The 23,858-nt window shown below is 43.8% G+C and carries 24 protein-coding genes and 1 riboswitch; of the genes, 17 read left to right on the top strand and 7 right to left on the bottom strand.

Annotated features, from left to right (window positions below):
• Nucleotides 1-5: 5 nt before the first annotated feature.
• The 12 genes from ABZD21_RS16155 to cbiB all read left to right on the top strand — a co-directional run bounded on the left by ABZD21_RS16155 (nucleotide 6) and on the right by cbiB (nucleotide 12,633).
• Nucleotides 6-773 (top strand): NUDIX domain-containing protein, encoded by a 768-nt coding sequence (locus ABZD21_RS16155; protein ID WP_372776128.1) that lies wholly within the window; start codon nucleotides 6-8, stop codon nucleotides 771-773.
• A 66-nt stretch (nucleotides 774-839) separates the two neighbouring features.
• Nucleotides 840-1,044: riboswitch (cobalamin riboswitch) on the top strand.
• Between the two features lie 86 nt (nucleotides 1,045-1,130).
• Nucleotides 1,131-3,062, top strand: coding sequence for a TonB-dependent receptor (locus tag ABZD21_RS16150; protein WP_372776127.1), 1,932 nt, complete (start codon nucleotides 1,131-1,133; stop codon nucleotides 3,060-3,062).
• A 10-nt stretch (nucleotides 3,063-3,072) separates the two neighbouring features.
• Nucleotides 3,073-4,161 (top strand): hypothetical protein, encoded by a 1,089-nt coding sequence (locus tag ABZD21_RS16145; protein ID WP_372776126.1) that lies wholly within the window; start codon nucleotides 3,073-3,075, stop codon nucleotides 4,159-4,161.
• Nucleotides 4,162-4,245: 84 nt separating this feature from the next.
• Nucleotides 4,246-4,632 (top strand): DUF4430 domain-containing protein, encoded by a 387-nt coding sequence (locus ABZD21_RS16140; protein ID WP_372776125.1) that lies wholly within the window; start codon nucleotides 4,246-4,248, stop codon nucleotides 4,630-4,632.
• A 152-nt stretch (nucleotides 4,633-4,784) separates the two neighbouring features.
• Nucleotides 4,785-5,294, top strand: coding sequence for a bifunctional adenosylcobinamide kinase/adenosylcobinamide-phosphate guanylyltransferase (cobU, locus tag ABZD21_RS16135; protein WP_372776124.1), 510 nt, complete (start codon nucleotides 4,785-4,787; stop codon nucleotides 5,292-5,294).
• 162 nt (nucleotides 5,295-5,456) lie between these two features.
• Entirely contained in the window at nucleotides 5,457-6,251 is a 795-nt protein-coding gene (locus ABZD21_RS16130; protein WP_372776123.1) for a DUF4198 domain-containing protein, read from the top strand.
• 28 nt (nucleotides 6,252-6,279) lie between these two features.
• Nucleotides 6,280-7,284 carry a nicotinate-nucleotide--dimethylbenzimidazole phosphoribosyltransferase gene (cobT, locus tag ABZD21_RS16125; RefSeq protein ID WP_372776122.1) on the top strand — a complete coding sequence of 335 codons (1,005 nt, stop codon included), beginning with the start codon at nucleotides 6,280-6,282 and terminating at the stop codon, nucleotides 7,282-7,284.
• Between the two features lie 133 nt (nucleotides 7,285-7,417).
• Nucleotides 7,418-8,173, top strand: a complete 756-nt coding sequence (locus ABZD21_RS16120; protein ID WP_372776121.1) for an adenosylcobinamide-GDP ribazoletransferase — start codon at nucleotides 7,418-7,420, stop codon at nucleotides 8,171-8,173.
• Between the two features lie 175 nt (nucleotides 8,174-8,348).
• Entirely contained in the window at nucleotides 8,349-8,882 is a 534-nt protein-coding gene (gene cobC / locus ABZD21_RS16115; RefSeq protein ID WP_372776120.1) for an alpha-ribazole phosphatase, read from the top strand.
• Nucleotides 8,883-8,897: 15 nt separating this feature from the next.
• Nucleotides 8,898-9,971 (top strand): nicotinate-nucleotide--dimethylbenzimidazole phosphoribosyltransferase, encoded by a 1,074-nt coding sequence (gene cobT, locus ABZD21_RS16110; RefSeq protein WP_372776119.1) that lies wholly within the window; start codon nucleotides 8,898-8,900, stop codon nucleotides 9,969-9,971.
• Nucleotides 9,972-10,100: 129 nt separating this feature from the next.
• The gene (locus tag ABZD21_RS16105) at nucleotides 10,101-11,618 is read left to right on the top strand and encodes a cobyric acid synthase (RefSeq protein WP_372776118.1); all 1,518 of its coding nucleotides are present in this window, start codon (nucleotides 10,101-10,103) and stop codon (nucleotides 11,616-11,618) included.
• A gap of 70 nt (nucleotides 11,619-11,688) precedes the next feature.
• Nucleotides 11,689-12,633: an adenosylcobinamide-phosphate synthase CbiB gene (gene cbiB, locus ABZD21_RS16100; RefSeq protein ID WP_372776117.1), complete on the top strand. Its 945-nt coding sequence runs from the start codon at nucleotides 11,689-11,691 to the stop codon at nucleotides 12,631-12,633.
• A 42-nt stretch (nucleotides 12,634-12,675) separates the two neighbouring features.
• Here the strand turns inward: cbiB and ABZD21_RS16095 are convergent, their stop codons facing one another.
• Together ABZD21_RS16095 and ABZD21_RS16090 are read right to left on the bottom strand one after the other, a co-directional pair.
• Nucleotides 12,676-13,563, bottom strand: a complete 888-nt coding sequence (locus ABZD21_RS16095) for an inositol monophosphatase (RefSeq protein WP_372776116.1) — start codon at nucleotides 13,561-13,563, stop codon at nucleotides 12,676-12,678.
• An 8-nt stretch (nucleotides 13,564-13,571) separates the two neighbouring features.
• A complete protein-coding gene (locus ABZD21_RS16090; RefSeq protein ID WP_372776114.1) occupies nucleotides 13,572-14,549 on the bottom strand; it encodes an oxidoreductase family protein in 978 nt (325 codons plus the stop codon).
• 306 nt (nucleotides 14,550-14,855) lie between these two features.
• On the opposite strand from ABZD21_RS16090, the gene ABZD21_RS16085 reads away from it, so the two are divergent.
• A complete protein-coding gene (locus tag ABZD21_RS16085) occupies nucleotides 14,856-15,506 on the top strand; it encodes an HAD hydrolase-like protein (RefSeq protein WP_372776113.1) in 651 nt (216 codons plus the stop codon).
• Here the strand turns inward: ABZD21_RS16085 and ABZD21_RS16080 are convergent.
• The 5 genes from ABZD21_RS16080 to ABZD21_RS16060 all read right to left on the bottom strand — a co-directional run bounded on the left by ABZD21_RS16080 (nucleotide 15,503) and on the right by ABZD21_RS16060 (nucleotide 20,179).
• The gene (locus ABZD21_RS16080) at nucleotides 15,503-15,997 is read right to left on the bottom strand and encodes a hypothetical protein (protein ID WP_372776112.1); all 495 of its coding nucleotides are present in this window, start codon (nucleotides 15,995-15,997) and stop codon (nucleotides 15,503-15,505) included. The two genes, ABZD21_RS16085 and ABZD21_RS16080, sit on opposite strands and share 4 nt — an antisense overlap.
• A 140-nt stretch (nucleotides 15,998-16,137) precedes the next feature.
• Nucleotides 16,138-17,157 carry a phenylalanine--tRNA ligase subunit alpha gene (pheS, locus tag ABZD21_RS16075; RefSeq protein WP_372776111.1) on the bottom strand — a complete coding sequence of 340 codons (1,020 nt, stop codon included), beginning with the start codon at nucleotides 17,155-17,157 and terminating at the stop codon, nucleotides 16,138-16,140.
• A 69-nt stretch (nucleotides 17,158-17,226) separates the two neighbouring features.
• Nucleotides 17,227-18,549: a peptidylprolyl isomerase gene (locus ABZD21_RS16070; RefSeq protein WP_372776110.1), complete on the bottom strand. Its 1,323-nt coding sequence runs from the start codon at nucleotides 18,547-18,549 to the stop codon at nucleotides 17,227-17,229.
• Nucleotides 18,546-19,358, bottom strand: coding sequence for a peptidylprolyl isomerase (locus ABZD21_RS16065; protein ID WP_372776109.1), 813 nt, complete (start codon nucleotides 19,356-19,358; stop codon nucleotides 18,546-18,548). Before ABZD21_RS16065 ends, ABZD21_RS16070 begins: the two co-directional genes overlap by 4 nt.
• Nucleotides 19,355-20,179, bottom strand: a complete 825-nt coding sequence (locus ABZD21_RS16060; RefSeq protein ID WP_372776108.1) for a peptidylprolyl isomerase — start codon at nucleotides 20,177-20,179, stop codon at nucleotides 19,355-19,357. The genes ABZD21_RS16065 and ABZD21_RS16060 overlap by 4 nt, the downstream gene beginning before the upstream one ends.
• A gap of 137 nt (nucleotides 20,180-20,316) precedes the next feature.
• On the opposite strand from ABZD21_RS16060, the gene ABZD21_RS16055 reads away from it, so the two are divergent.
• The 4 genes from ABZD21_RS16055 (at nucleotide 20,317) to ABZD21_RS16040 (ending at nucleotide 23,177) form a co-directional block, all read left to right on the top strand.
• The gene (locus tag ABZD21_RS16055; RefSeq protein ID WP_372776107.1) at nucleotides 20,317-20,862 is read left to right on the top strand and encodes a GNAT family N-acetyltransferase; all 546 of its coding nucleotides are present in this window, start codon (nucleotides 20,317-20,319) and stop codon (nucleotides 20,860-20,862) included.
• 250 nt (nucleotides 20,863-21,112) lie between these two features.
• Entirely contained in the window at nucleotides 21,113-21,349 is a 237-nt protein-coding gene (locus ABZD21_RS16050; RefSeq protein ID WP_372776106.1) for a phosphopantetheine-binding protein, read from the top strand.
• Nucleotides 21,350-21,494: 145 nt separating this feature from the next.
• A complete protein-coding gene (locus ABZD21_RS16045) occupies nucleotides 21,495-22,316 on the top strand; it encodes a mechanosensitive ion channel family protein (protein WP_372776105.1) in 822 nt (273 codons plus the stop codon).
• A gap of 3 nt (nucleotides 22,317-22,319) precedes the next feature.
• Nucleotides 22,320-23,177 carry a DUF3078 domain-containing protein gene (locus ABZD21_RS16040; RefSeq protein WP_372776104.1) on the top strand — a complete coding sequence of 286 codons (858 nt, stop codon included), beginning with the start codon at nucleotides 22,320-22,322 and terminating at the stop codon, nucleotides 23,175-23,177.
• The last annotated feature ends 681 nt before the right edge of the window (nucleotides 23,178-23,858 follow it).

Genomic DNA, 23,858 nt, shown 5'->3' with positions numbered 1-23,858 from the left:
TTGACATGCTCACGATCACAGACAACGAACTGAATTGTCCATCGAGTTTGTATTTGCCACATCTTTCGGTCGACTGTGTTGTGTTTGGTTTTCACGAGAACCAACTAAAAGTGTTGTTGCTTAAGTCGAAATACATTGATTTGTGGAGTCTGCCCGGTGGTTTTGTAAAGCCAACTGAAGCGATCGAAGCTGCTGCTTCACGCATTTTACAAGTGCGAACCGGACTTGAAAAGATCTTTTTAACCCAGTTCCGGGTTTTCAGTGACCCAAATCGTGTGAATCCAAGTTTTCAGAAGGAAATCCTGGATCGGGAAGGGATCAACCCGGAGAGTTACGAGTGGCTGAACCAACGTTTCGTCTCGATGGGCTTTTATGCGTTGGTCGAGTTTTCGAAAGTACATCCGATTCCCGATTTGAATTCAGATCGGTGTGAGTGGAAGAACATTGAGGAAGTAGGAAGGCTGATGATGGATCACAATGAAATTCTGGAAACCGCGCTGGAAACATTGCGTTTACAATTGCGCTACCAACCGATTGGTTATAATTTGCTGCCCGAAAAATTTACCATGCCCGAGTTTCAGAAGCTCTACGAAACAATCCTGGGATGTGAACTTGATCGCAGGAACTTTCAGCGCAAAGTATTGAGCTATAAAATATTAAAGCGTTTGTCGGAACGGAGAACCGGCGTAGCTTATAAAGCTCCATACTTGTATTCGTTCGACTTGGATAACTACAACCAGGCCTTGGAAAACGGTCTTTCGGGAGCATGGTAATTTCGCTGTCAAATATAAATTTCAACTGAATTTCAGAAAAAAAGAATCCCCCAACAAAATTATTTCTACTTTTGTCGCGGATTTGGTTCCAGCGATCATGGCAACATGATCCGGATGAAAAGGGAATCCGGTGTAATTCCGGAGCTGTACCCGCAGCTGTAAACCTCGAGTATTCTTTCTGAACCCCTGCCACTGTTTCGAAACAAACGAGATGGGAAGGCATCAGAAAGAGAGGTGAGCCAGAAGACCTGCCTAATCATTTTAAGTATTAACAATAGCTTCGGGAATAAAGCTGGTGAAATTATTGTATCCACTATTTTTCACAATTTTATCCGCAGCTCATATTCTTTTTAAGAAATGAGAAGGTTTTTTTTATTCGCAGGTCTTTTGGCTCTGCTTTCGGGCGTAGTAAATGCACAAGACGAGTTTGTTACTGATTCTGTTTTACTGCATGAAGTGGCAACCTATGCTCCCTACAAAAAGTACCAGGCCGGTGCCAAAATGGAGTCCATTCCTGCCAGTCAGGTCGAGATCGCTCAGTCGGCAGGGCTCGATCAATTGCTTTCGCGCTTTGCACCTATCTATTTGAAATCAAATGCCGGAGGTCTGTCTTCCATTCGGATTCGCGGTACCGCAGCCGATCATACTTCAGTAAATTTTGGCGGAATCAATATCAACTCTTTAACGCTGGGACAAACCGATTTTTCGAGTGTGCCGGTTTACCTGTTCGATAGTTTCGATTTGCAATACGGTTCTTCGTCTGCAGTAAACGGATCAGGATCGATAGGAGGTGCTGCCTATCTCGGCTTAAATGGCAACTGGACGGATGGAGCCCGAGTTAAAGCGACAGCATCAGAAGGATCATTTGGTGAGCAACTATACGGAGCCAAAGTGTTTCTTGGCAATGGAAAATTCGAGTCGGTTACTCGTTTGTATTATTTCATGCTGAAGAATGATTTCCCGTTTACCAGAACTAGCGATGGAAAGGAGTTTGATCAGGAGAATGCGATGATCGAGAATATGGGGTTGATTCAGGAATTGAATTACCGGTTTAGTTCGAAAGAATGGTGGAAAACGGCCGTTTGGATTGAACATGACTGGCATCAGGTGCAGGCGCTGATGAGTTCGCATCCTAATGTTCCGTCTGAAACGCTGGATAACAAGCATATCCGTATTTGGTCGGAATACGAAAATCGCCGGCATGCACTCCAGTATAAAGGTGGTTTGGGCTTTGTACACGATATGCAGGTGTACGACAATAACGGAGAACAGAAGATTGGAACAGATCGTTTGATCGCTGAGATTGAAGCCAAACAAGATGTTCATTCGAGCTTCGGATACAAAATTGGAGCAAAATATAAATACATTAAACCTGATGTATATGCCTATTCATCGGACGTAATCGACCATGAGCAAAGTGCTGCTTTCTACCTGTCGTCGTTTTATACTCCGCTGAAAACTTTGAAGTTAACCGTAAACCTTCGACAGGAACTTGTAACGAACTTCGATGTGCCTTTTACGCCTTCACTTGGAGCCGAGTATCGCTTGTTAATCACGGATTTATCGGTGCTGAAACTCACAGGTAACCTGGCGAAAAGTTATCGCATTCCAACTTTTAACGACCGTTTTTGGCCCGAATTGGGGAACCCGGACTTGAAGCCGGAGAAAGGAATGAGTTATGAATTGGGATTGCAGTACCAATATTGTTCGGCTGCCATTCAAACGGATGTGAAATTGAATGGCTTTTATATGGACGTTGAAGATTGGATTGAATGGCGCCCCGGAAGTATTGGCTGGGAACCGGAAAACCGCTCACGTGTCATTAGTCAAGGTGTTGAATTGCAATCGAACACGGATGTCTTTCTACGTAAAATGAGTTTTAATTTCCGGCTGAATTATTCTTTTAATCCAACGGAAATCAAAGAAGATCAAATTACAAGTTTGGTAGGCAAGCAGCTGATTTATGTACCCAAGCACGTGGCGACTGTCTACCTGATAGCAAAACACGGATTGTGGTCTGCATTCGCAGATGCATCGTTTACCGGAGAGCGTTTGGCCGATCACAGCGGTAGTGCGAAGTTCCCCAACGGAACGGTTTTAGATTCCTATTTTCTGATGAACTGTGGTTTGTCACGCGATCTTAAAATCAAAGAGCAGGATTTTAAACTGAGCCTTGCGGTCAATAATTTGCTGGATAACGACTACCAAAATCAACCCGATTACGCCATGTGGGGTCGCAGTTTTCGCTTCACCCTTTCAACTGATTTAAATTTCAACAAAAACAAATAAATCTCATATCATGAAAAAATTCTTTAAACTTCTACCTTTCTTTTTTGCAGCAATAAGCTTGTTCAGCTCTTGTTCCGACAATGACAACGATGATTTGTACCCGAGTGAACTCACAAAAGGAGCCTACATCGTGAACTACGGCGGCTACGAAAAAGCTACTTCGTCGATTACAAAGTATGATTTTGAAGCGGATGAAATCACCGAATTTTACTACCAGCTGCAAAACAACTACGCTGAAATTACTTCGGCACCTGAATTCGCCTATGAATATGAGGATCGTATTTACCTGATGAATAATGCACCGGACAATATTATTGCAGTCGATCCGCTTTTTGTTGCTCAGGATACGATTACAACCAGCATTGTGAAACCTCGGGCTTGTGTTGGGAATGGCGATTATTTGTACATCTCGTGCTGGGGCGGAAGTGTGTGGACCGACGCATCAGTTTCTTATTTGGTTAAATACAATGTAGTTACAAAAACGGTGGAGAAGACGATCTCTCTCCCTGGTGGTCCCGAAGGTATTCAGGTAGCAAATGGTAAATTGTATGTTGCGTTGAACTACCAACAAGCAATTGCAGTGATGGATCTTTCTACCGAAGAAATATCATACATCGCGACTCCGGCTGTCTCTAGTAATTTAGTGAAAGACAGTAGCGGAAACCTTTATGTCGCTTTGGTTAGCACCTATTCATATGCTTCAAGCCAAACAGGCTTGGGGTACATCAATACCACAACCGACGAACTGACGGTTTATGAATTGGATAATGTAAGTACATCATATGCATCAATTTTGGCATTAAGCAAAGATCAATCAAAAGTTTACGTGGTTGCCGCGGCTTATGATGCAAGTTGGAATATGGTTGGTGGAGTACAGGTTTTTGATGTGGCTTCGAAATCATTTGAGGCTTCGGCTTTGGTAAGCGGTGTCACTGGTGTTAACGGTGTTTCAGTGAATCCGAATGATGGAAAAGTTTATGTATTAGTAAGTAATGGCAGCACCACAAAAGGAACCATGCAGATTTATGACGCGGACGGAACCTATGAGGAAACTAAAACAGTAGGTGCTGCACCAACGATGACAATCTTCCTCGATTAGTTTTAGTCGATTCTCAACCCGATACTACCCCCATTATTTTGGGGGTAGTTTTTCTGTTTCAATACCGAATAAAAAATAGCCAAAATGAAACTGACCAAATTATTTTCAAGCTTCGTGCTTTTTGTGCTGATTAGCCTTTCAGCTTTTGCCGGGAAAGCCAAATTTGTAACCGTTGAAATTAATTACGGAGAGCAAAAAGCGGCGGAAACCATTCAAGTTGAATGGACCGGAAATATGACTGCAATGGAAGCATTGCAGCATGCTGCTGATGTAAAAACTCATCCTGTAAATGCGTATGTGTTTGTTACTTCAATTAACGAGGTAACAGGTGTGCGCGGCGAGACGGCCTGGTATTACACTGTAAATGGAAATAAACCGACATTGGCAATTCTACAGACTGTAAAAGCCGGCGACACCATCAGCTGGCGTTATGTGAAAGACGTTTGCTCCTGCACGGTGGATAAAAAGTGATCAGTGATCAGTCGCGGTGTTCAGTTTTTTCTCCATGAAACTCTGTAGTTGAAAATGAAGACTGCTGAACCTTCGTCAATTAACTCAATACTCATGACTTGTTACTCGCGACTATTTATGGACCTTTAAACTCGAAACCTGAAATTCAAAGAATGGCAACAATAACACTCATAACCGGAGGCGCCCGGTCAGGCAAAAGCAGTTTTGCACAGCAAATGGCGGAGGCGAAAAGCAACAGGCCCGTTTACCTGGCTACAGCCCGCATTTGGGATGAAGACTTTGCCGAGCGTGTAAAGCGACACCAGGCCGACCGCGACGAACGCTGGGAAAATGTAGAGGAAGAAAAGCAACTTTCGAAACATGATTTCAGTGGTAAAGTAGTGCTGATGGATTGTGTGACACTGTGGCTCACCAATTTCTTCCACGACAGCGATTACAAGCTCGACCAAGCGCTTGAAGCAGCTAAAGCCGAATGGGAAAATTTCATTCGGCAAGATATGGAACTGATTGTGGTGACCAACGAGCTGGGCATGGGTGTTCATCCCGAACACGAAACAGCCCGCAAGTTTGCCGACCTTCAGGGGTGGGTGAACCAGCACATCGCGAAAGCTGCCGACTCGGTTTACCTGCTGGTTTCCGGAATCCCGGTGAAGATTAAGTAAGGTGGACTGAAAAGGCCGCTTGTTTAGCTGCGGCGGCTATTCAAAAGTATCCGTCTATCCGGCTCGTTTCGGGAGTCTGGGAAACGTACTTAATTGTTGTTTGTGACAAAAAGGAGTACAAAATAAAGGTGTTTTTTCTTAATTACGGTTAATCAATTATAAATGAAATCTCTTCGGATTATTGTCCTGCTAGTCATCGCAGAAGTAGTATTTAGCTCGCATGTTCCCTTCCTGAAACCCAATCAATTCACAATACTTCACAACCGCTTTCAGGTTGAATCGTCATTTACAGAAGATCCGTTCCAAGCCGATTTTGCCATGAAGTCCCCATTTTATTATCTAATCGACGGAGCAGGCAATCAAACGACAATTTCACCCAGTGCCGAAACAAGTGCTGCGGTTTATTTGGAACCCGCAATCACCGGGTCGGGAACTTTTAGAATTAATGCTGCACAGAGGAAAGGTCCCAAATACAGAGGGGTGGAAACTATCGAAGGGAAACAGTATTTCTCAAAAGACACATTAATTGTCAAAGGGAAGAAGATTACACTTCAATATTTTAGTGGTGCCGACACCTACGTTTGCAAGGGCTTGCCCAATTACATGGCAAAGCCACTAAACAAAGGTGTTGAAATCATCCCCTTGTCATCGCCAAATACGATGAAAGTAAATCAACCATACAAATTTCAGGTATATCAGGATGGTGAGAAGGTGGCACATGCGCGGGTTGTTGTGGCTTACGACGATGATCATTACATCCAGAAAAAAGTAGCGGATCTTTACGATATTGAGAATGTGAGAAAGAATAATATCCATGCTGATCAGGATGGTGTGTTTACTTTTACACCCGAAAAACCGGGATTGGTACTGCTATTTGTAACGATCCATAAGCAAATCTCAGATACCGATTGGGAAAGCTATAATAATTCACTTACACTGGAAGTCAGAATGTCATAAAATTATCTAACAGAAAAAATAACATCCTATGTCTATAAAATCTCAACTACAACAAAAAATTGATCTGAAAACGAAGCCGACCGGCGCGTTGGGTCAATTGGAACGGATTGCGCTGCAAATCGGGTCAATCCAAAACAGCTTAACACCGGAATTGAAGAACCCCAGTATGCTCGTGTTTGCAGGCGATCATGGGCTGGCTGATGCCGGTGTAAGTCCGTACCCCAAAGAAGTTACCTGGCAAATGGTGATGAATTTCTGTGTTGGTGGTGCAGCAATCAATGTGTTCTGCAAACAAAACGGAATTAATCTAAAAGTTGTGGACGCCGGGGTCGATTTTTTCTTCCCGAAAGATCTTCCGGTAGTTGATTGTAAAGTGGCTACGGGTACAAAAAACATGTTGCAGGAGCCTGCTATGAGCCTGGAACAGTGCCGCGAGGCAATGAGTCGCGGAGCCGAGCTGGTGAAAGCCGAAGCTGCTGCCGGTTGCAATGTCATTGGTTTTGGCGAGATGGGGATTGCCAATACATCGGCTTCGTCGCTGCTGATGCATCGGTTTTTGGGTTTACCAATTGAACAATGCACCGGACATGGTGCCGGGATGATTGGCGAAAAGCTCGACTACAAAACGTCGGTATTAAAAACCGTTTCGGAAATGTACGATCCACAAACCGCTGAAGAAACACTGGCTACTTTTGGTGGTTTCGAGATTGCCATGATGGCTGGCGCTATGCTTGAAGCGAGGAATCAAAACATGGTTATCCTGGTTGATGGTTTCATTACAACAGCAACTTGCCTAACCGCCATTCAATTGGATGCTTCTGTTCGTGAAAACTGTATCTTCTGCCACGCGTCGGAAGAACAGGGACACCAGCTTATTTTGAAACATCTGGATGCAGAGCCGGTTCTGAATTTGGCCATGCGTTTGGGTGAAGGTTCAGGAGCTGCGGTAGCTTATCCGGTCATCCAATCGGCGGTAAACTTTCTAAATGAAATGGCTAGCTTTGAAGGTGCCGGCGTTTCGAATAAAGAGTAATGTAGATGCGATTGAGGGCTTGACTTCAAGTCAAACCCTCAATAATCAGCAGTAATGAGATTTGAAATTGCTTACTGACCGGGTGACTATAAGTCACCCGGTCAGTAAAGCACAAACCCTCAATAAGCAACAAATGAAAAAGCAGATCCAACTTTTCCTTACAGCACTGATGTTTTACACACGTATTCCGGTACCCTCCGGTTTGCAGTATTCACCGGAACGATTGAATCGATCGACACGCTATTTGCCGCTGATCGGGTGGATTGTTGGCGGCATCGGTGCAGCTGTTTTTTATGGGCTGGTACAGATTTTTCCGGTTCAAATAAGTGTTTTTCTGAGTATGCTGGCGACAATTCTGCTCACCGGCGCTTTTCATGAAGATGGTTTTGCCGATTTCTGCGATGGCTTTGGAGGAGGCTACACCCGCGAAAAAATCTTCACCATTATGAAGGACAGTCGGATTGGAACCTACGGCTCGGTTGGCCTGATCGGAATGTTGGGAACTAAATTTCTGGCACTGCAGTCAATTCCTGCCTATCTCATTCCGTTGGCACTGATTGCCGGTCACGCGTTTAGCCGGTTGATGCCGGTTCTCATCATTTTTACCAGTTGGTACTCGCGCGAGGATGAACTCAGCAAAAGCAAGCCCATTGGCAAAAAAGGGAAAAATTCGGACTTAATTCTGGCAATTCTGTTTGCCATTGCCCCGATCGCTTTTCTACCCTGGAAGGTCATGGCAGTGGCAATTCCGGCAGCACTATCACTCACATTTGTTTTTAAAAAATATACCGAGCGTAAAATTGGCGGCTATACCGGCGACTGCCTCGGAGCCCTTCAACAATTAACAGAAGTATTGTTTTATCTGTGTTTGCTGGGGGTTCAGGCATGAGTTGGTTGTGATTTTCGATCCGCCTTAGTATGCTACACTAATAGGGTTTGAAATTAAATCTTGTTCGTTCTACTTAGGTTGAATAAAGAAGTTAAGGTTTTCTGGAGCAGTAAAAAAAAGAGATTGATAGGATACCAAACCTTCTTACCTTATTTCAATTAAATTGACTGAAAAAATGAAACTCACTGCTATCCGCCATACCCGAGTTGAAGTTCCCCCAGGCATTTGTTACGGGCAAACCGATGTACCGGTAGCTAAAACATACGATGAGGAAATGGCTGCCGTGAAAACGCAGACTGATTGGTATGAATATGATGCGGTGTATTCCAGCCCGCTGAATCGTTGCCGCCGCTTGGCCGAAGACATATTTCCACGTGAACTAATTGTTTTTGACGATCGGCTGAAGGAATTAAATTTCGGCCGCTGGGAAATGCAACCGTGGGATGCGATTAGCGAAACGGACGAAGCGAAACGCTGGTTTCAGAATTTTGTGGATGTGCCTGCCGATGGTGGCGAGTCCTTCCGCGATCAAATTAACCGGACTGCCGCATTTCTCGAAGAATTGAAACAACGTCCGTTTAAAAAGGTCGCGGTTGTCGCCCATGGCGGTATTTTACGGGCACTTTTCTGTTTGTTGAACGGAACAGAACCTTTGGATGCATTTCAGCAAAAAGTGGATTATGGCGACGTTGTCCGCTTCGATTTATAAAAAGAAAGAACCAAAATGAAAACATCAGAATTTGAAATTCCGAAAATCGACAACGTATTACGCGAAGTCATTCAGCATAAACTTGACAATAAAGCCAAACCGGTTGGTTCGCTAGGAAGGTTGGAATCGCTGGCTATGCAGGTAGCTCTCATTCAAAATACTGCGACCCCCGAATTGCGAAAGCCGGTGATGCTTACGGTTGCTGCCGACCATGGGATTTGTGCCGAAGGGGTGAGTGCCTGTCCGGTAGATATTACCTGGCAACAAGTACTGAATTTCCTGCAGGGTGGAGGCGGTATTGGGCTGCTTGCACGCGTTTATGGAATGGAACTGCAGGTGGTCGATGCTGGTGTCAACTTCGATTTCAACCCACATCCGAATTTAATTGATGCTAAAATTCGCAAAGGCTCGCGCAATTTTCTGGTTGATCCGGCCATGACGATGGCAGAGTGTATGCAGGCGTTTAATAACGGTCGTCGCATCGTGGCTAAGTTTAACGAGCAGGGCACCAACATCATCGGTTTCGGCGAAATGGGCATTGGCAATACCACGCCGGCCTCGACACTGATGTCGATTATTTGCGGTATTCCGGTGAAAGATTGTGTTGGACCGGGCGCCGGACTGGATCAGGATGGGGTGTCGCACAAAGGACGCGTGATTGAGCAAGCCATTGCCAACCATGGCATCTCGGAGAATGTGCTCGAAAACCTGGCACGTTTTGGTGGCCTCGAAATTGCAACAATTGCTGGCGGAATGTTTGAAGCTGCTGCTCGGCGAATGGTCATTTTGGTGGATGGGTTTATAACCACCTCGGGTATGCTGGTGGCACAGGAGCTAAACAAGCGCGTGCTTGACTATGCTGTGTTTGCCCATGTTTCGGATGAGCAGGGGCATCGCAGAATGCTGGAATACATGCACGCCGATCCACTACTGAGTTTTGGACTCCGCTTGGGTGAAGGTACCGGAGCAGCGTTGGCTTTTCCGATGGTGCAGGGGGCTGTGGCTGTTCTCTCCGAGATGACTTCGTTTGAAGAGGCGCAGGTGATCAATACGAGCCACATTCGATTTGAAGAGAAGAGTGTTCAGTGATGCACAGTGGAACTCTGTGAGATACTCCCTGTTCTCTGTGGATAAAAAAGAAAGAAATTGGTTGATCGTCGAAATCGGAAACTAGTGTCTAACGATTCACAACCCATGTCTCAAGACTAAAATAAAGAAATGAACGAAACAACAGATAACACGCAAGGCGCAATGCGTAACGCTAAACTCAAACCCATCTTGTTTGTCGGCACTGGTTCCGATGTTGGGAAGTCGGTGATTAACGCGGCTTTCTGCCGCATCTTTAAACAAGACGGATACCAACCGGCACCTTTTAAGGCGCAGAACATGTCGCTAAACTCATTTGCCAGTGAAGAAGGCTTGGAGCTGGGGCGTGCACAGGCCGTTCAGGCCGAGGCTTGCGGCATTCCATGTGTTAGCGCTATGAACCCAATATTGCTGAAACCGACCAGCCATACCAAGGCGCAGATTGTGCTGAACGGTAAACCGATGGGCGACCAAACCGCGCAGGAATATTTTCTGAAAACCGATCGCGAATTTTTGTTTTCCGAAGCGATGAAAGCCTGGCGCTCGCTCGATGCCCGCTATAACCCAATTGTGATGGAAGGGGCCGGGAGCATTTCCGAGGTAAACCTTTGGGACAAAGATATTACCAATATGCGGGTGGCGTTGGAAACCGGTTCGCCAACGATTTTGGTGGCTGATATCGATCGGGGTGGTGTTTTTGGTAGCGTGTACGGCACCATTCAATTGCTGCCCGAAGCCGAACGTAAACTTATCAAAGGGATCCTAATTAACAAGTTTCGGGGAGACATCGCTCTCTTTCACGAGGGCCGCAAAATTTTGGAAGATCTGACTGGTATTCCGGTAATTGGGGTGGTTCCGTATTTCACCGATATACACGTTGAGCAGGAGGACAGTGTGGTGATTGACTACAAGCGTGGAAGCGTTACTGAAAATGGTAAGGTGAATGTGGCGGTTGTTTTGTTGCGACACATGAGCAACTTTACCGACTTCAACATGCTGGAGCGAATGCCCGATGTGAACCTCTACTATTCGGCCAATCCGGAAGAGATTGCCAAGGCCGACCTGGTGCTGATTCCGGGATCGAAAAACACGATTGCAGATCTGATGTATTTGCGCGAGCGTGGCTTGGCGAAGGCTATTTTGCAAGCTGCCGAAGCGGGTAAAGGCGTTTACGGTATTTGCGGAGGCTATCAGATTATGGGCGAAGAAATTCGCGATCCTGATCATGTGGAGGGCGAAATTGATGCCATCCCTGGTCTGGGCTTATTACCTGTTGTCACAACTTTAACAAAAGATAAACGCACCGTTCAAACTGAATTTCACTTCGCCGACCGAAAGGAAAACTGCTCGGGCTACGAAATTCATATGGGAGCCACCAAACTGCTTGGTGGCGAACCGCTCTGCCGACTGAGCGATGGAATGAATGATGGGTGCATGGTGTCGCCTAAGTTATGGGGAAGCTATTTGCACGGAATTCTCGACAATAAAGCGGTGGTTGAAGAGATGCTGAAAGCGAACCAACTGACCGCTGAAATCACCAATTTCGACTATGCTGCATTTAAAGAACAGCAATACAACAAACTTGCCGATCATGTGCGTGCTTTTGTAGACATGGACTATGTGTATTCGGTAATGAAAATTGAAGAATAAAACGGATTGAGGGTTTCACTACAAGTGAATCCCTCAATAATACAGGAACAGATCCCGAAACGAGTTCGGGATGACAATATTGATGGTTTATATGGAACTTCTCATTCTCCCGCTCCTCATTGGTTTTGCACTCGATTGCCTGCTGGGCGATCCGCGTTGGTTGCCGCACCCCATTCGCTTATTTGGCTGGCTGATTGCCTGGTTTGAAAAGCATTTCAACCGGGGTCGATACCGAATGTTGAAAGGAGCGCTGACTTCCATATTGTTGGTTGGCGGCACCTGGCTGATTGTGCAAGCTGTTTTTGACGAATTGAAGGCATTTCCGTCGGCTTTTTTGGTGGTTGCATCTGTTGGCGTCTTCTTTGGTCTCGCCAACCGGAGCCTGATTTACGAATCGTGGCTCGTAATTCGGGCGCTGAAAACCAATGGCTTGGAAGCAGGTCGGAAACAATTGAGCTACATTGTTGGTCGCGATACGAAGAATCTGGATGAGCAGCAAATTCGAACAGCTGTTTTGGAAACCATGGCCGAAAACCTCAGCGACGGTGTAATCGCGCCCTTGTTTTTTTATGCTTTAGGCGGCGTTCCCGGGCTTTTTGCCTTTAAAATGGCTAGTACCCTCGACTCGATGATTGCGTACAAAAATGAGCGCTATAAAAGCTATGGTTGGTTTGCCGCACGGTTGGATGATTTGCTGAATCTGATCCCGGCCCGGCTGACGGCGTTGCTGATGGTATTGGTTAGTTTAAGCTGGAGTGGACTCACGCACATTTTTCGTTACGGACATCAGCATGCCAGCCCCAATGCCGGCTATCCGGAAGCAGCGCTGGCCGGCATCCTAAAATGCCGCTTCGGTGGCCCAAATATCTATCATGGCAAACTGGTTGAAAAGCCCTACATCGGTCACCACCAAAAACAAATTACTACCCGCGATTTTTGGTTCGCTGCTTATGTGAATACGGCAACTGCGGTGGTAATGGTAGGTGGGATTTGGGGCGTGTGGCGTTTGCTTTAGCTGATCCGAAAAGCTCGATGTTCGACAGGTGATCAGATCTCTTTACTCCTTCATCAACCTTTTCCCCACTTCAATAATTTCGCGGGCCAGTACCTCATTTGTGGCGTATAAAACACCTCGGTGGTTCAGGTAAGTTGAATCCGGGCGGTTCAGGTCGAGCGGGTTTCCGTGAATGTCGCTCACCCAGCCGCCAGCCTCGGTGTAAATGCAGGCACTGGCAGCAAAATCCCAAATGCTTCCGCCTCCGTCAACTTTTTTGGGGAATGAAAAGTAACATGCCGGGTCATTCTCCAACGCCCAGCAAGCTATCAGCGCAGCTCCTCCCTGGAACTTAGAAGTCATTCCGGGGTATCCCAATTTTTTGACAATGGTTTCCATGCTTTTTAGGGTCGCATCGTGCAGTGGATGTTCCAAAAAGCTTTTGCCATTTAGAAACGAAAGGGGCTCCATTTCTCGTGGTTCTACCGTCCATTTTCGCCCACTTAAAAAGGCTCCTTGCCCTTTAATAGCCTGATAAATGGTTTTGGTCATCGGATCGAATATGACGCCGACAACGGGTTCTCCGGCTTTTGATACCAGGGCAATTGAGGTTGAATAACCATGTTCTCCATTGATGAACGCGAGGGTGCCGTCGATTGGGTCAATGGCCCAGAAATAGTCTTTTTCAAACCGTTCGTGATTATCGGGAGTTTCTTCACCCAAGGTTCCGAGATCGTATAACTTAGTGACCTTGGTCAGCATTTTCACGATTAGCTCCTGAGCCATCACATCTACTTCGGTAACAACCTGTGAGGCCAGCGTATCGCCGATACCTTTATTTTTGATTTCGAGATCTTTTTCGGTGTAGGACGAAATTAAATTTCCGGCTTTCAGTGCTGCGGATACGGCTGCTCCGCAAATATGTTGTAGATTATCGGGGGTGAGTTGCATAAAAACGGCTATTGGTTAATTTGTTCAAGTACTTGGCGGGTAATGCGTTCGCTGTAACTGTTAATTTTCCAGTGACCGGGACTCCAGCCCTTCAGAAAACGGTGAAAATCGATCCAGGCGAGGTGATACAAGGAGCGCCAGTCTTTTTCAAGTGCCGCGAAATCGATGGAATTATTTTTGTGTTTTAGTGCTTGCTGAAGGGCAATGAAATAGGTATTTAAAATCTGACTTTCAAGAATTTCACAGTCTTCCTCCATCAAACAGCTGCCAATAAAATAGGCCACGTCTTTCATTCCACAACCTCCGCCAACATATTGAAAGTCGACCGCGGCGACCGATTTCCCATCAGGCGAAAAGCAAAAGTTGGCTAATTTGGCATCGCCATGAACTAAGGTCTTGAAAGCTGTGTTTTTCAGCTTCTCGTCAATTATCTCAGCTGCACCTTTTAGTTGCAAATCTTTCAGAACTTCAAGCTCTTCCGGCCGGGTTTCGAGGTGCCAATACGTACCCGTTTCCCACAATCCAATCGGTTCAACATCTAAAAACGTGGCATGAAAGTTAGCCAGCCATTCCAAACAGATTTCAATTTCGTCCCAACTTACCCGGTCTTTACGCCTGTGAAATCCGGCGTCATCCAGATCCTCCAGTACAATCAGCACTTCGTTCTCATAAGATTCTACAGCCAGACATTTGGCTACACGACAGTTTTGATCGCACCTGCTGCTGTAATTTTTGTACCAGTGGCTTTCTACCTGGTACGATTTTACTTTTCGTTCGTGTGACAGATCGCTGTCCCAACCTCTCGGGTTTTCTTTGCCATCCGACAACTGGACGTGCTTGACAATGACAGACTTCGCAGGAGCATTTTTTAAGTAGCAACGGATGATCTTACCGTAACCGCTCCATAAATTCTGAATGCTTTCCATCTTGCCTAAATCAGCAGCACCGGAGGCTTTTTTTATCGTTTCCAGAAAAAAGTCGTTCATATTGCTAGCCTTTTTAGAGGTTCGATTGTAAAGTTAATTATTTCTGCTTGTTTGTGGAATTCCAAAACGTGGATATTGGATGAACGAACAAGGATTAATATAGGTTTAACCATGTTGCAATTTTATGCATCGATTGTTTTAGTCGCAATCAGTAGTTTTTAATTTTCAGACCAATAGCTGTTATACATTCTAAGAAAATTGAATGGCATAGATATTTCAGTTTAGGTTTCCGGCATTAAGTTGTGGATTTACTCGCGGGTAAAGCTTTCCGTTTAATTTGCCTTTCTTTGCACTAAACTATAATTTATGGCACTTTTTTCATCAATCATTTTCGATTTGGACGGAACGCTTGTTGATTCGAAACCGGGACTTCAGAATTCTTTAGCGTATATGTTGAGTGGGATGGGACTAACGCATCGGGCCGAAGAATACATTAGCCTGATGATTGGACCACCGATTCAGTCGGCCTTAAAGGACGTATTTGGATTCAACGACAAACAAGTTGAAACCGGTGTTCGTTTATTTCGCGAGTATTACGGACAGCGAGGTTTGTATGAAGGTGAAGTGTATCCCGGTATTCAATTATTGTTGGAGGAGCTGATTTGCGAAGGAGTAAAATTGTATGTGGCTACATCGAAGAAAACCATATTCGTACCGGAAATTTTACGTCATTTTGAGCTGGATAGTTATTTTGATGATTTGGAGGGTGCCGGAAACGGCGACTTGCATACGAAAGCTGAACTGATTACCCGCTTGATGGATCGGAACCGAATTCAGCCGGCCAAGGAGGTGCTGATGATTGGCGACACCAAATTCGATGTGGTTGGCGGGAAAGCGAACGAAATTGCAACTCTTGCTGTTGGATATGGTTTCGGTAACAGAGCAGAATTACAGGAGTTAAATCCGGATTTTTTTGCGAATGATGTTGATGAGTTAACGGAGATACTTCTGGGTTAAACAGCACAATTTAATCGCAGTTGCTGAATGAAAAAATCAGCTGCTTCCTTCTCCTCTAGCTTCGATTTATTTTCAAAACGATTAGACTGTTCCTCCAAATCACGAATAATTTTTTTCAAATACTTTGGTGAATTTGCTGAAGGTAGCAGTTGCCGGATCGCATTCTTTAGAAAAAGAACGCCCAAAAGTGTTAGAATGGGAACATACCACTCGAACATTGACGCTCCAACAAAAAAGAACAAGAAATTAAGTGAAAACCGAAATTGCGATTTAAAACGTTGCTTTTTAGTCGTAATGGCAGACTGCAATCCATTTACATCGATGGTTTTCATGTAATGGCTTATTGTGCTGTTCGATACTAAACTGTCGATTGTTGATCTTGTATAGGTCAACTTCAATCCCCAATACTGAGTAGCCGCGTAATAGGCCGATGTATAGGCGGCAAATGTGCTGTACACCAAAGCCGCTGAAATATAAACGACAAGTTCCATTGTTAAACCTTTTATTCCAAAAATTTCATTCCACACACAAGAAACAAAAAAAATGGATGCGCCCGACAAACCCTAGAAGTATAAGTTACCTTTTTTGGATCGGGCGGTGAATCCGGAAATATCGCTTAGACAGTTGGATGTTAGATCGTTGATTCGAATTGACGAAGGAATCGAACATCGTTTTCAAAGAAATGGCGAATATCTTTGATTCCGTATTTCAACATCGTAATCCGCTCAATTCCCATTCCAAAAGCAAAGCCACTATATTTTTTCGAATCAATGCCGCACAAATCCAACACATTTGGGTCGACCATACCGCAACCTAAAATTTCGAGCCAACCGGTGTATTTACAAACATTACACCCTTTACCGCCACAAATGGAGCAACTCACATCCATTTCGGCTGAGGGCTCGGTAAACGGGAAATATGAAGGGCGCAAACGAATTTCCGTTTTTTCGCCAAACAATTCGCGTGAAAAGTAAAGCAGCGTTTGCTTCAAGTCGGCAAACGAAACGTTTTCATCCACATAAAGACCTTCAATTTGATGAAAGATACAGTGTGCCCGTGCCGAGATCGCCTCGTTGCGGAATACCCGTCCGGGGAAAATGGCACGGATTGGTGGTTGTGTTTTTTCCATCACACGAACCTGCACACTTGACGTATGAGTCCGTAGTAACACATCCGGATCTTTTTGAATGAAAAAGGTGTCCTGCATATCGCGCGCCGGGTGTTCAGGCGGGAAGTTCAATGCAGAGAAAACGTGCCAATCGTCCTCTATTTCAGGTCCTTCAGCAACGGTAAAACCCAAGCGGGCAAATATTTCAACAATCTCGTTACGAACAATCGAGAGTGGGTGGCGTGTTCCCGGGCGAAGCGGTTCGGCCGGCATGCTCAGATCGATTTGTCCGGCTGCATTATCGGCATTTTCAAAGCTTTCTTTAAGCTCGTTTATTTTACTTAACGCAAATTCTTTCAGCTCATTAATAGCTTGTCCAACAGCTTTTTTCTGGTCGGCTTCAACATTCTTGAAATCGGCAAAAAGTTGATTTAGCAATCCTTTTTTGCTGATGTATTTGATCCGAAGTTCTTCAACTTCTTCTTTGGCCGCAACACTGATATTTTCTAGTTCTTCTTTTAAACGGGTAATTTTTTCTAACATCTTTGTAGGCTGTTGAATGAAGGCGCAAAGATAATTATTGAAGTTTGAAAATCGATAGCATTCTGCTTTTTATTTGATAATGCTGATCCGGCGGATTCGGATGTCCTGCGAAGGTCTGAAGTCGGAGTCGACTGCCACTGCGTTAATTTTGTCGGCCACATCCATTCCTTCAACGACCTCACCAAAAATGGTATACGAACCATCAATGTGTGGCGCTCCTCCTATGGTTTTGTAGCTCAGTCGCTGTTGTGGCGAAAATTGATAGCCGGTTTCGTTCGAGATTTCGTTCAGTTCCGAATCGGAGTATTTTCGGCCGGTAACGATGTAAAACTGTGAGCCGTCGGAGCGCCGTTTATTGTTTCCACGGTCTGGTTTGCGTGGTGATCCAATGACACCGCGTTTATGGAATAAGCCGGGTACAATGTGAGCCGGCAGGGTGTAACCGGGGCCCTTCCAACCAACAATATCGTTTTTGCCGGCGTAGCGTGTGTCGGCGGCACCACTTTGAATGCAGAAACCTTTGATGACCCGATGAATCAACAAACTGTCGAAATAGTTTTCTTTCGCCAAGGCAATAAAGTTGTCACGATATTCGGGTGTTTCATTGTACAGTCGGATTTTGATGTTACCAAAATCGGTTTCAATCAGTAGTCCTTTAATTCGCTTGTTTGCTTCGCTGGTTGCCTTGTCGGCCGAAGATTTGAGTTGGGAGAGCGGATGAGCTTGTTCTGTCGCTTTTTTAATCAAATCGATAATTAAAGTTGAAGGGGTCACAAGATTGATGTTTTCATAATCAATCAGGTCGGCATAGCCCAACCCAATGCAGTTTTCTCCTGCAAAAACCGGTGTCCCGTAACTTTTTGAGCGGAATTGATTGGTCACCCGATAACGAAGAGCGCCACCTATATTCCCCAGTTTGTTTACTTTCCCATTGTGCAGAGGGAGCGTGTTTCCGGCAGGCTGGGTGAGATAGATGCTTTTTTTATCCTTGCCTGCTGTTTGTTTTTCCAAGGGAATTCCCGGACGGACGAGCCGGTCGGTTTTCAAGAGCACCAAATCATTGATCCGGTCAACGGCGACAAAACCTTCAATTTTGTATTTTTTCTCCTCGTTCCAGGGAATGACCAGGGCATCTGTGGCTTCGATTACGGGTGTCAAACGACTAACAATTAAATTGCTGTCGACAAAAAAAGCGGTTTCACTTTCCAGAAATCTGGATTTGTCAAAACTTTCAATGCGAACAATCGACGGAACATAAACCAGATAGTTGACTTGTGATTTTGTGGTTTCCGCTACCTTTTTGCTATGCTCTTCCGGCTTTGTTTGCTGACTTGGCGAGCAAGCAGAAAACGCAATCAGAAGCATGACGATAGCAGATTTTAATCGTTTCATTGAATGATTTTTACCGTTATTTTAACGTCTGTCAATGGGCGGTTGTTTTCATCGGTTTTCAGATCAGCGATTTTATCGATCACATTAAATCCAGCGATGCACTCTCCAAAAATCGTGTATTTTCCATCCAAATCCGGATATCCACCAACAGTTGTATAGGCTTTGCGCTGTTGTTCCGTGAACTTCAAGGTGTTGAGATCGAGATTCATTCTGGAATCGATGTCTTGCTTCACTTTGTCTGCTATTTCGCGAAATTCAGCGACTTTTTTTTCGGCTCTCAGTTGTTTCAGTTTAGCCCTAATTTCAGGCGTATACACTTCTTTGGTTATTTTTTTTCGAATCGGTCGGTTTACAGCCATTTCCATCGTATCCAGTTCGCCTTCGGTGAAAATTTGTCCTTTTACAACGTAAAACTGCGAGATGTCTGACTGTTTAAACGGGTTGATTTCATCGGGTTGACGCGGGGCACATAGCGCTCCTTTTTTGTGGATGTGCCCTGCAATGATCTCGTCGTCGACGGTATGGTCGGGAGATCCATAACCAATCCGTTTACCGGGTGCCGCATTGCGCGATGATTTGGATCCACCTTGAATTAGAAAGTTTTGAATAACCCGGTAAAAAAGCGTTCCATCGTAATAGCCTTCGCGCGCCAGTTGTATAAAAGCGTCGCGGTGTTTTGGTGTGTCGTTGTACAGACGGAAGCGCATGTTCCCGAGATTAGTCTGGATCTCGACCAAATGATCGGCCTGATCCTGAGCCATACCGGGGGTCAGAAACAGTAAGACTATTAGGAGCGGAAAATACTTCATTTTAAAACTTTAACTTTCATAACAACATCTTCTAGTGGTCGATCCGCATGATCGGTTTTAACCGATGCGATTTGATCCAATACGTCAAATCCTTCAATTAATTCACCAAAAACGGTATAGCCTTCGTCAAGCGAAGGATAGCCACCGATCGTGGTGTATATCTTTCGCTTTTCCGGGTCTAATTTATACGGTGTTTCTTCGCTTAATTTAGCGACTGCTAGCTCCTTTAGTTCCGCGATCCGAACATTAAAGCTGTCTCGCTGGCCGGTTTGCATAAAATGGCTTAATTCGGCTTGATGCTCCTTAAAAACAACTGTCTCAATGCTTTGAGCACGACGACTATTCATCATTACCTCTATTGAATCGAGTCCGGCTTCGGTGAATACCTTTCCCTGTATAATGAAGAATTGAGAGCCTGACGATTTTTTTTCCGGATTCACATTGTCTCCTTTACGGGCAGCTGCCAAAGCACCTTTTTTGTGAAAGAACTGAGGGTTAATCTCAGCTTCCAGCGTGTAATCCGGACCACCGTTTCCTATACGCTGGCCAGCCGGCGCGTTCTTCGATTGCGGGTCGCCACCCTGGATCATAAACTGATCGATGACCCGGTGAAACAATAAATCGTTAAAATATCCTTCACTGGCCAGTTTTATGAAATTATCGCGATGAATGGGAGTTTCGTCGTATAAACGGAATTTCATTACTCCGTAATTGGTCTCAATTTCAACTTGGGTTTCTCCTTTTTGCTGCAAATTTCCGGCGCATGAAATCTGAAAGAAACAGACCAGAATAAGGAAGGAACTATAAATTTTTGTCATCATAGAAGTTGTGGCTTTTTATTGTTTAGCGATGCCACACAAATATAATTATTCTGTATGGTCAAAAAAATCGTCCGGTAGATTGACTTGAAGCCTAAATAATACCGAAAAGGTCTATTTTTGATGAAAGCTAATTTAGTATGCAAGCAATTGTTGTTAATAGTTCCATTCGATTAGAGCCGGTGAAGTTTTCGCACTCATTTCAGATTTTTCAAGCCATCGATAGTAACCGAAAGTTTCTCGAACCATGGCTGCCTTTTGTTCAGCAAACAAGGTCGCAGGAAGATACTGAAGCATTTATTTGCTCGATTCTGGCTGAAAAGGAAAAGCGACGGGACGATATTTATACGATTTGGTATCAAGGTCGTTTTGCCGGTTTAATTGGCTTAAAAGAAACAGACTATGTGAATCAAAAAACCGAAGTGGGGTATTGGTTGACTGAAAACATGACCGGCAAGGGAATTGTGACTAATTCGTTGAAAGTATTGATCCAATTTTTGTTTTCAACCCTTAAGATGAATCGGATTCAAATCAAATGTGGTGTTGGGAACCATCATAGTTCGGCTATTCCGAAGCGATTAGGCTTTACTTTTGAAGGAATAGAAAGGCAGGGAGAAAGGCATCGGGACCAATTTATTGATCTCGAAGTTTACAGTTTATTAATGAACGACTTGCGCATATTCTAAAAAATTTAATTGTCAAATTGATTTGTTTTAGTCATTTAGCCCTTTAAATGTGCTGATTTGAAGCCAATATGGGAGCAATGTGTTTGTTTATTCGTTAAAAAATAACTTGCCGGCTTGGATATGCGTGCTACTTGAAATGAGGCAGCAAACAATTTAAATGTTTGAATCGTTTAATAATTTGTTCGAATTTTTAATTTTGGCACTAATTTGGTATCAATAAAGCCAGTTGACGACCGAAAATTAAAGGAAAATGGAAAATAAGACAACTAGAAGAATTCTGTACAAAGTCTTGAGAAAGACGGGAGTTTCCAGGAACGATATTGAGCTGGACGCGTCATTTCAGGAGGATTTAAAATTTGATGAATTGGATTGGACATTGTTTCTTTTTTACCTTGAAGATTCATTTAATGTGAGTATTAAAGATGACCAGGCGACTAAGCTGCGCCAGGTGAAAGATTCGCTTACTTTATTGGAAAATATAGCCTAAAGGGTATATAAGTTAAGCTAGTTTGATAGGGATATTTCGGAAGGAATATCCCTATTGTTTTTTGTAAAATTGTATATTTTATAGAACCATATTTCATAATTGCTGTTTATTTATAGATATTAACCAATCATTTTAACTCATAATTATGGAAATGTTAGACAGTGTTGAAAATTTGAAAATGGTCATTAGTGGATTTGCTGTGACCTATGGGATGAAGATCCTTGCCGCGATAATAACCTTAGTCATAGGTTTGTGGGTGATTAAATTAATTGTTAAGGCCTTGGCGAGCCTAATGGACAAAAAAGGTATTGATGCATCATTGCGTGGATTCATTAATAGCCTGACAGGAATAACCTTAAAGGTAATGTTGTTCATTACGGTTATCGGAATGATGGGAATCCAAATGACATCTTTTATCGCCATATTGGGTGCTGCCGGTTTGGCTGTGGGTATGGCTCTGTCGGGTACCTTACAGAATTTTGCCGGTGGTGTGATGATCCTTATTTTCAAACCTTTTAAAGTAGGTGATTTTATCGAAGCGCAGGGTTATGCCGGGTCTGTCTCCGAAATTCAGATCTTTATCACAGTGCTGAAAACACCTGACAATAAAACAATCATTATTCCCAATGGAGGTTTGTCCACCGGTTCGCTAATAAACTATTCGACTGAAGAAACCCGTCGTGTTGATTTTAGTTTTGGTATTGCCTATGGCGATAGTTACGATACTGCAAAAGCCTTGTTGCTCAAGCTCATCAAAGCTGATAGCAGGATTATGGATGCTCCCGAGCCTTTCATCGTTTTAGGTGCTTTGGCTGATAGCTCTGTAAATATTACGGTACGCGTGTGGGTTAATTCGTCAGACTACTGGGGCGTATTCTTCGATATGAATGAGAACGTTTATAAAGAGTTTGATAAGAATGGCTTGAGTATACCATTCCCACAGTTAGATGTTCATTTAAATAAATAACCTATGATGAAAAAACTATTGCTATTTGTTTTTGTGCTGCCGCTAATTGCCGTTGCACAAAACCCGGTCGATTCAGTCAAAGTTTGGAAATCAGGTGGAATGATTTCTGTGAATTTTAGTCAGGTTTCGTTGACGAACTGGGTCGCCGGGGGGAAAAGTTCTGCATCTGGTACCTTTCTTGTCAGTCTTTTTAGCAACTACAATAAAGATAAGGTGAGTTGGGAAAACACGCTGGATTTGGGCTATGGTGTTTTGAAGGAAGAGGATGCCAAGGTGATTAAGTCGGATGATAAAATTGATTTTAGTTCGAAGTTTGGTTACAAAGCGACTGAGAAGCTATTCTATTCCTCGATATTCAATTTTAGATCTCAGTTTACAGACGGCTACAAGTATCCGGATCGTGATAATGCGATTTCGCGATTTTTAGCGCCGGGTTATTTTACGTTGGCTTTAGGTATGGATTATAAACCGAATGAACATTTTTCGCTGTTCCTGTCGCCAACAACAGGCAAGTTGACAGTGGTTACTGACGACGATTTGTCGGATGCGGGAGCTTTTGGAGTTGATCCCGGAAGTAAATCGAAATGGGAATTAGGTGCTTTTTTGAAAACTACAGTCAAGTATGAAGTCTTGAAGAATGTAAATATGGAATCCAAATTCGACATTTTTTCAAACTATCTTGATCAACCAGCAAACATGGATATTCATTGGGATCTCCTAATTAATATGAAAGTCAACGACTATTTATCAGCCAATTTGAATACGAACTTAATATATGATAATGACATTAAATTCGATGATGGGGGAGCAAAAGTGCAATTCAAAGAGCTGTTTGGAGTTGGTTTAAACGTCAAATTTTAAGATTTGGTAAGTTGAAAAATCTATTTGGATGTTGAAAATCATTGTTTGAACACTGGAAATGCTTATTTGGTCAATGTCTTGATTTATACTTGACTTGAATAGCGTTAGTAGCTTACCTTTGGTATGCTTTTAGAATATACCACGTATAGTTAAACCAGTTTTATTTTTCTCTTTCATTCCACTCTTAAGCGCACAAGCATTCCAAGCCGACAGATTCCTGTCGGCTTCTTTTTTATTATTTTGTCTGGTATTGAGATTACGTTCGTTTCATTTAAAGTCGTATTTAAATTTTCGCTGATCGGCTCCCTGCAAAATTCAAACGATAGCTACTGTGAGAATTAGAATGACAACATTGGATGGTTTTTGAATTAAGATGCTGGGCAATTGTTTGAAGAATTGACTAACCAATTCTCGGTTTTTTACCGATCCATATTGATTTGTGAATTTGTTTCAATCGTTGAGATGCATTGCCCACCGGTTGAAAATCATCGTTTGAACACTTGAGTTCGAGATTCGGATAATTAGTTGAAATAGGCTTGACTTGCATAGCCTGGGTGGCTTAACTTTGTTATGCTTTTAGAATATACCACGTATAGTTAAACCAGTTTTATTTTTCTCTTTCATTCCACTCTTAAGCGCACAAGCATTCCAAGCCGACAGATTCCTGTCGGCTTCTTTTTT

This window comes from Mangrovibacterium sp. (genome assembly GCF_041596335.1).
Classification (GTDB): Bacteria; Bacteroidota; Bacteroidia; order Bacteroidales; family Prolixibacteraceae; genus Mangrovibacterium.
Note: the sequence above shows the minus strand (reverse complement) of the source record. Positions and strands in the feature narration are given on the sequence as shown.

Excerpts from the sequence above, each read along its gene's own strand:
- ABZD21_RS16080 (WP_372776112.1), bottom strand. The coding sequence starts at position 15,997 with ATGGAACTTGTCGTTTATATTTCAGCGGCTTTGGTGTACAGCACATTT.
- ABZD21_RS16090 (WP_372776114.1), bottom strand. The coding sequence starts at position 14,549 with ATGAACGACTTTTTTCTGGAAACGATAAAAAAAGCCTCCGGTGCTGCT.
- ABZD21_RS16120 (WP_372776121.1), top strand. The coding sequence starts at position 7,418 with ATGAAAAAGCAGATCCAACTTTTCCTTACAGCACTGATGTTTTACACA.
- ABZD21_RS16050 (WP_372776106.1), top strand. The coding sequence starts at position 21,113 with ATGGAAAATAAGACAACTAGAAGAATTCTGTACAAAGTCTTGAGAAAG.
- ABZD21_RS16140 (WP_372776125.1), top strand. The coding sequence starts at position 4,246 with ATGAAACTGACCAAATTATTTTCAAGCTTCGTGCTTTTTGTGCTGATT.
- ABZD21_RS16145 (WP_372776126.1), top strand. The coding sequence starts at position 3,073 with ATGAAAAAATTCTTTAAACTTCTACCTTTCTTTTTTGCAGCAATAAGC.
- cobT (WP_372776119.1), top strand. The coding sequence starts at position 8,898 with ATGAAAACATCAGAATTTGAAATTCCGAAAATCGACAACGTATTACGC.
- ABZD21_RS16150 (WP_372776127.1), top strand. The coding sequence starts at position 1,131 with ATGAGAAGGTTTTTTTTATTCGCAGGTCTTTTGGCTCTGCTTTCGGGC.
- ABZD21_RS16045 (WP_372776105.1), top strand. The coding sequence starts at position 21,495 with ATGGAAATGTTAGACAGTGTTGAAAATTTGAAAATGGTCATTAGTGGA.
- ABZD21_RS16065 (WP_372776109.1), bottom strand. The coding sequence starts at position 19,358 with ATGAAGTATTTTCCGCTCCTAATAGTCTTACTGTTTCTGACCCCCGGT.
- cbiB (WP_372776117.1), top strand. The coding sequence starts at position 11,689 with ATGACAATATTGATGGTTTATATGGAACTTCTCATTCTCCCGCTCCTC.
- ABZD21_RS16070 (WP_372776110.1), bottom strand. The coding sequence starts at position 18,549 with ATGAAACGATTAAAATCTGCTATCGTCATGCTTCTGATTGCGTTTTCT.
- ABZD21_RS16040 (WP_372776104.1), top strand. The coding sequence starts at position 22,320 with ATGATGAAAAAACTATTGCTATTTGTTTTTGTGCTGCCGCTAATTGCC.
- cobU (WP_372776124.1), top strand. The coding sequence starts at position 4,785 with ATGGCAACAATAACACTCATAACCGGAGGCGCCCGGTCAGGCAAAAGC.
- pheS (WP_372776111.1), bottom strand. The coding sequence starts at position 17,157 with ATGTTAGAAAAAATTACCCGTTTAAAAGAAGAACTAGAAAATATCAGT.
- ABZD21_RS16060 (WP_372776108.1), bottom strand. The coding sequence starts at position 20,179 with ATGATGACAAAAATTTATAGTTCCTTCCTTATTCTGGTCTGTTTCTTT.
- ABZD21_RS16055 (WP_372776107.1), top strand. The coding sequence starts at position 20,317 with ATGCAAGCAATTGTTGTTAATAGTTCCATTCGATTAGAGCCGGTGAAG.
- ABZD21_RS16130 (WP_372776123.1), top strand. The coding sequence starts at position 5,457 with ATGAAATCTCTTCGGATTATTGTCCTGCTAGTCATCGCAGAAGTAGTA.
- cobT (WP_372776122.1), top strand. The coding sequence starts at position 6,280 with ATGTCTATAAAATCTCAACTACAACAAAAAATTGATCTGAAAACGAAG.
- ABZD21_RS16155 (WP_372776128.1), top strand. The coding sequence starts at position 6 with ATGCTCACGATCACAGACAACGAACTGAATTGTCCATCGAGTTTGTAT.
- ABZD21_RS16105 (WP_372776118.1), top strand. The coding sequence starts at position 10,101 with ATGAACGAAACAACAGATAACACGCAAGGCGCAATGCGTAACGCTAAA.
- ABZD21_RS16085 (WP_372776113.1), top strand. The coding sequence starts at position 14,856 with ATGGCACTTTTTTCATCAATCATTTTCGATTTGGACGGAACGCTTGTT.
- ABZD21_RS16095 (WP_372776116.1), bottom strand. The coding sequence starts at position 13,563 with ATGCAACTCACCCCCGATAATCTACAACATATTTGCGGAGCAGCCGTA.
- cobC (WP_372776120.1), top strand. The coding sequence starts at position 8,349 with ATGAAACTCACTGCTATCCGCCATACCCGAGTTGAAGTTCCCCCAGGC.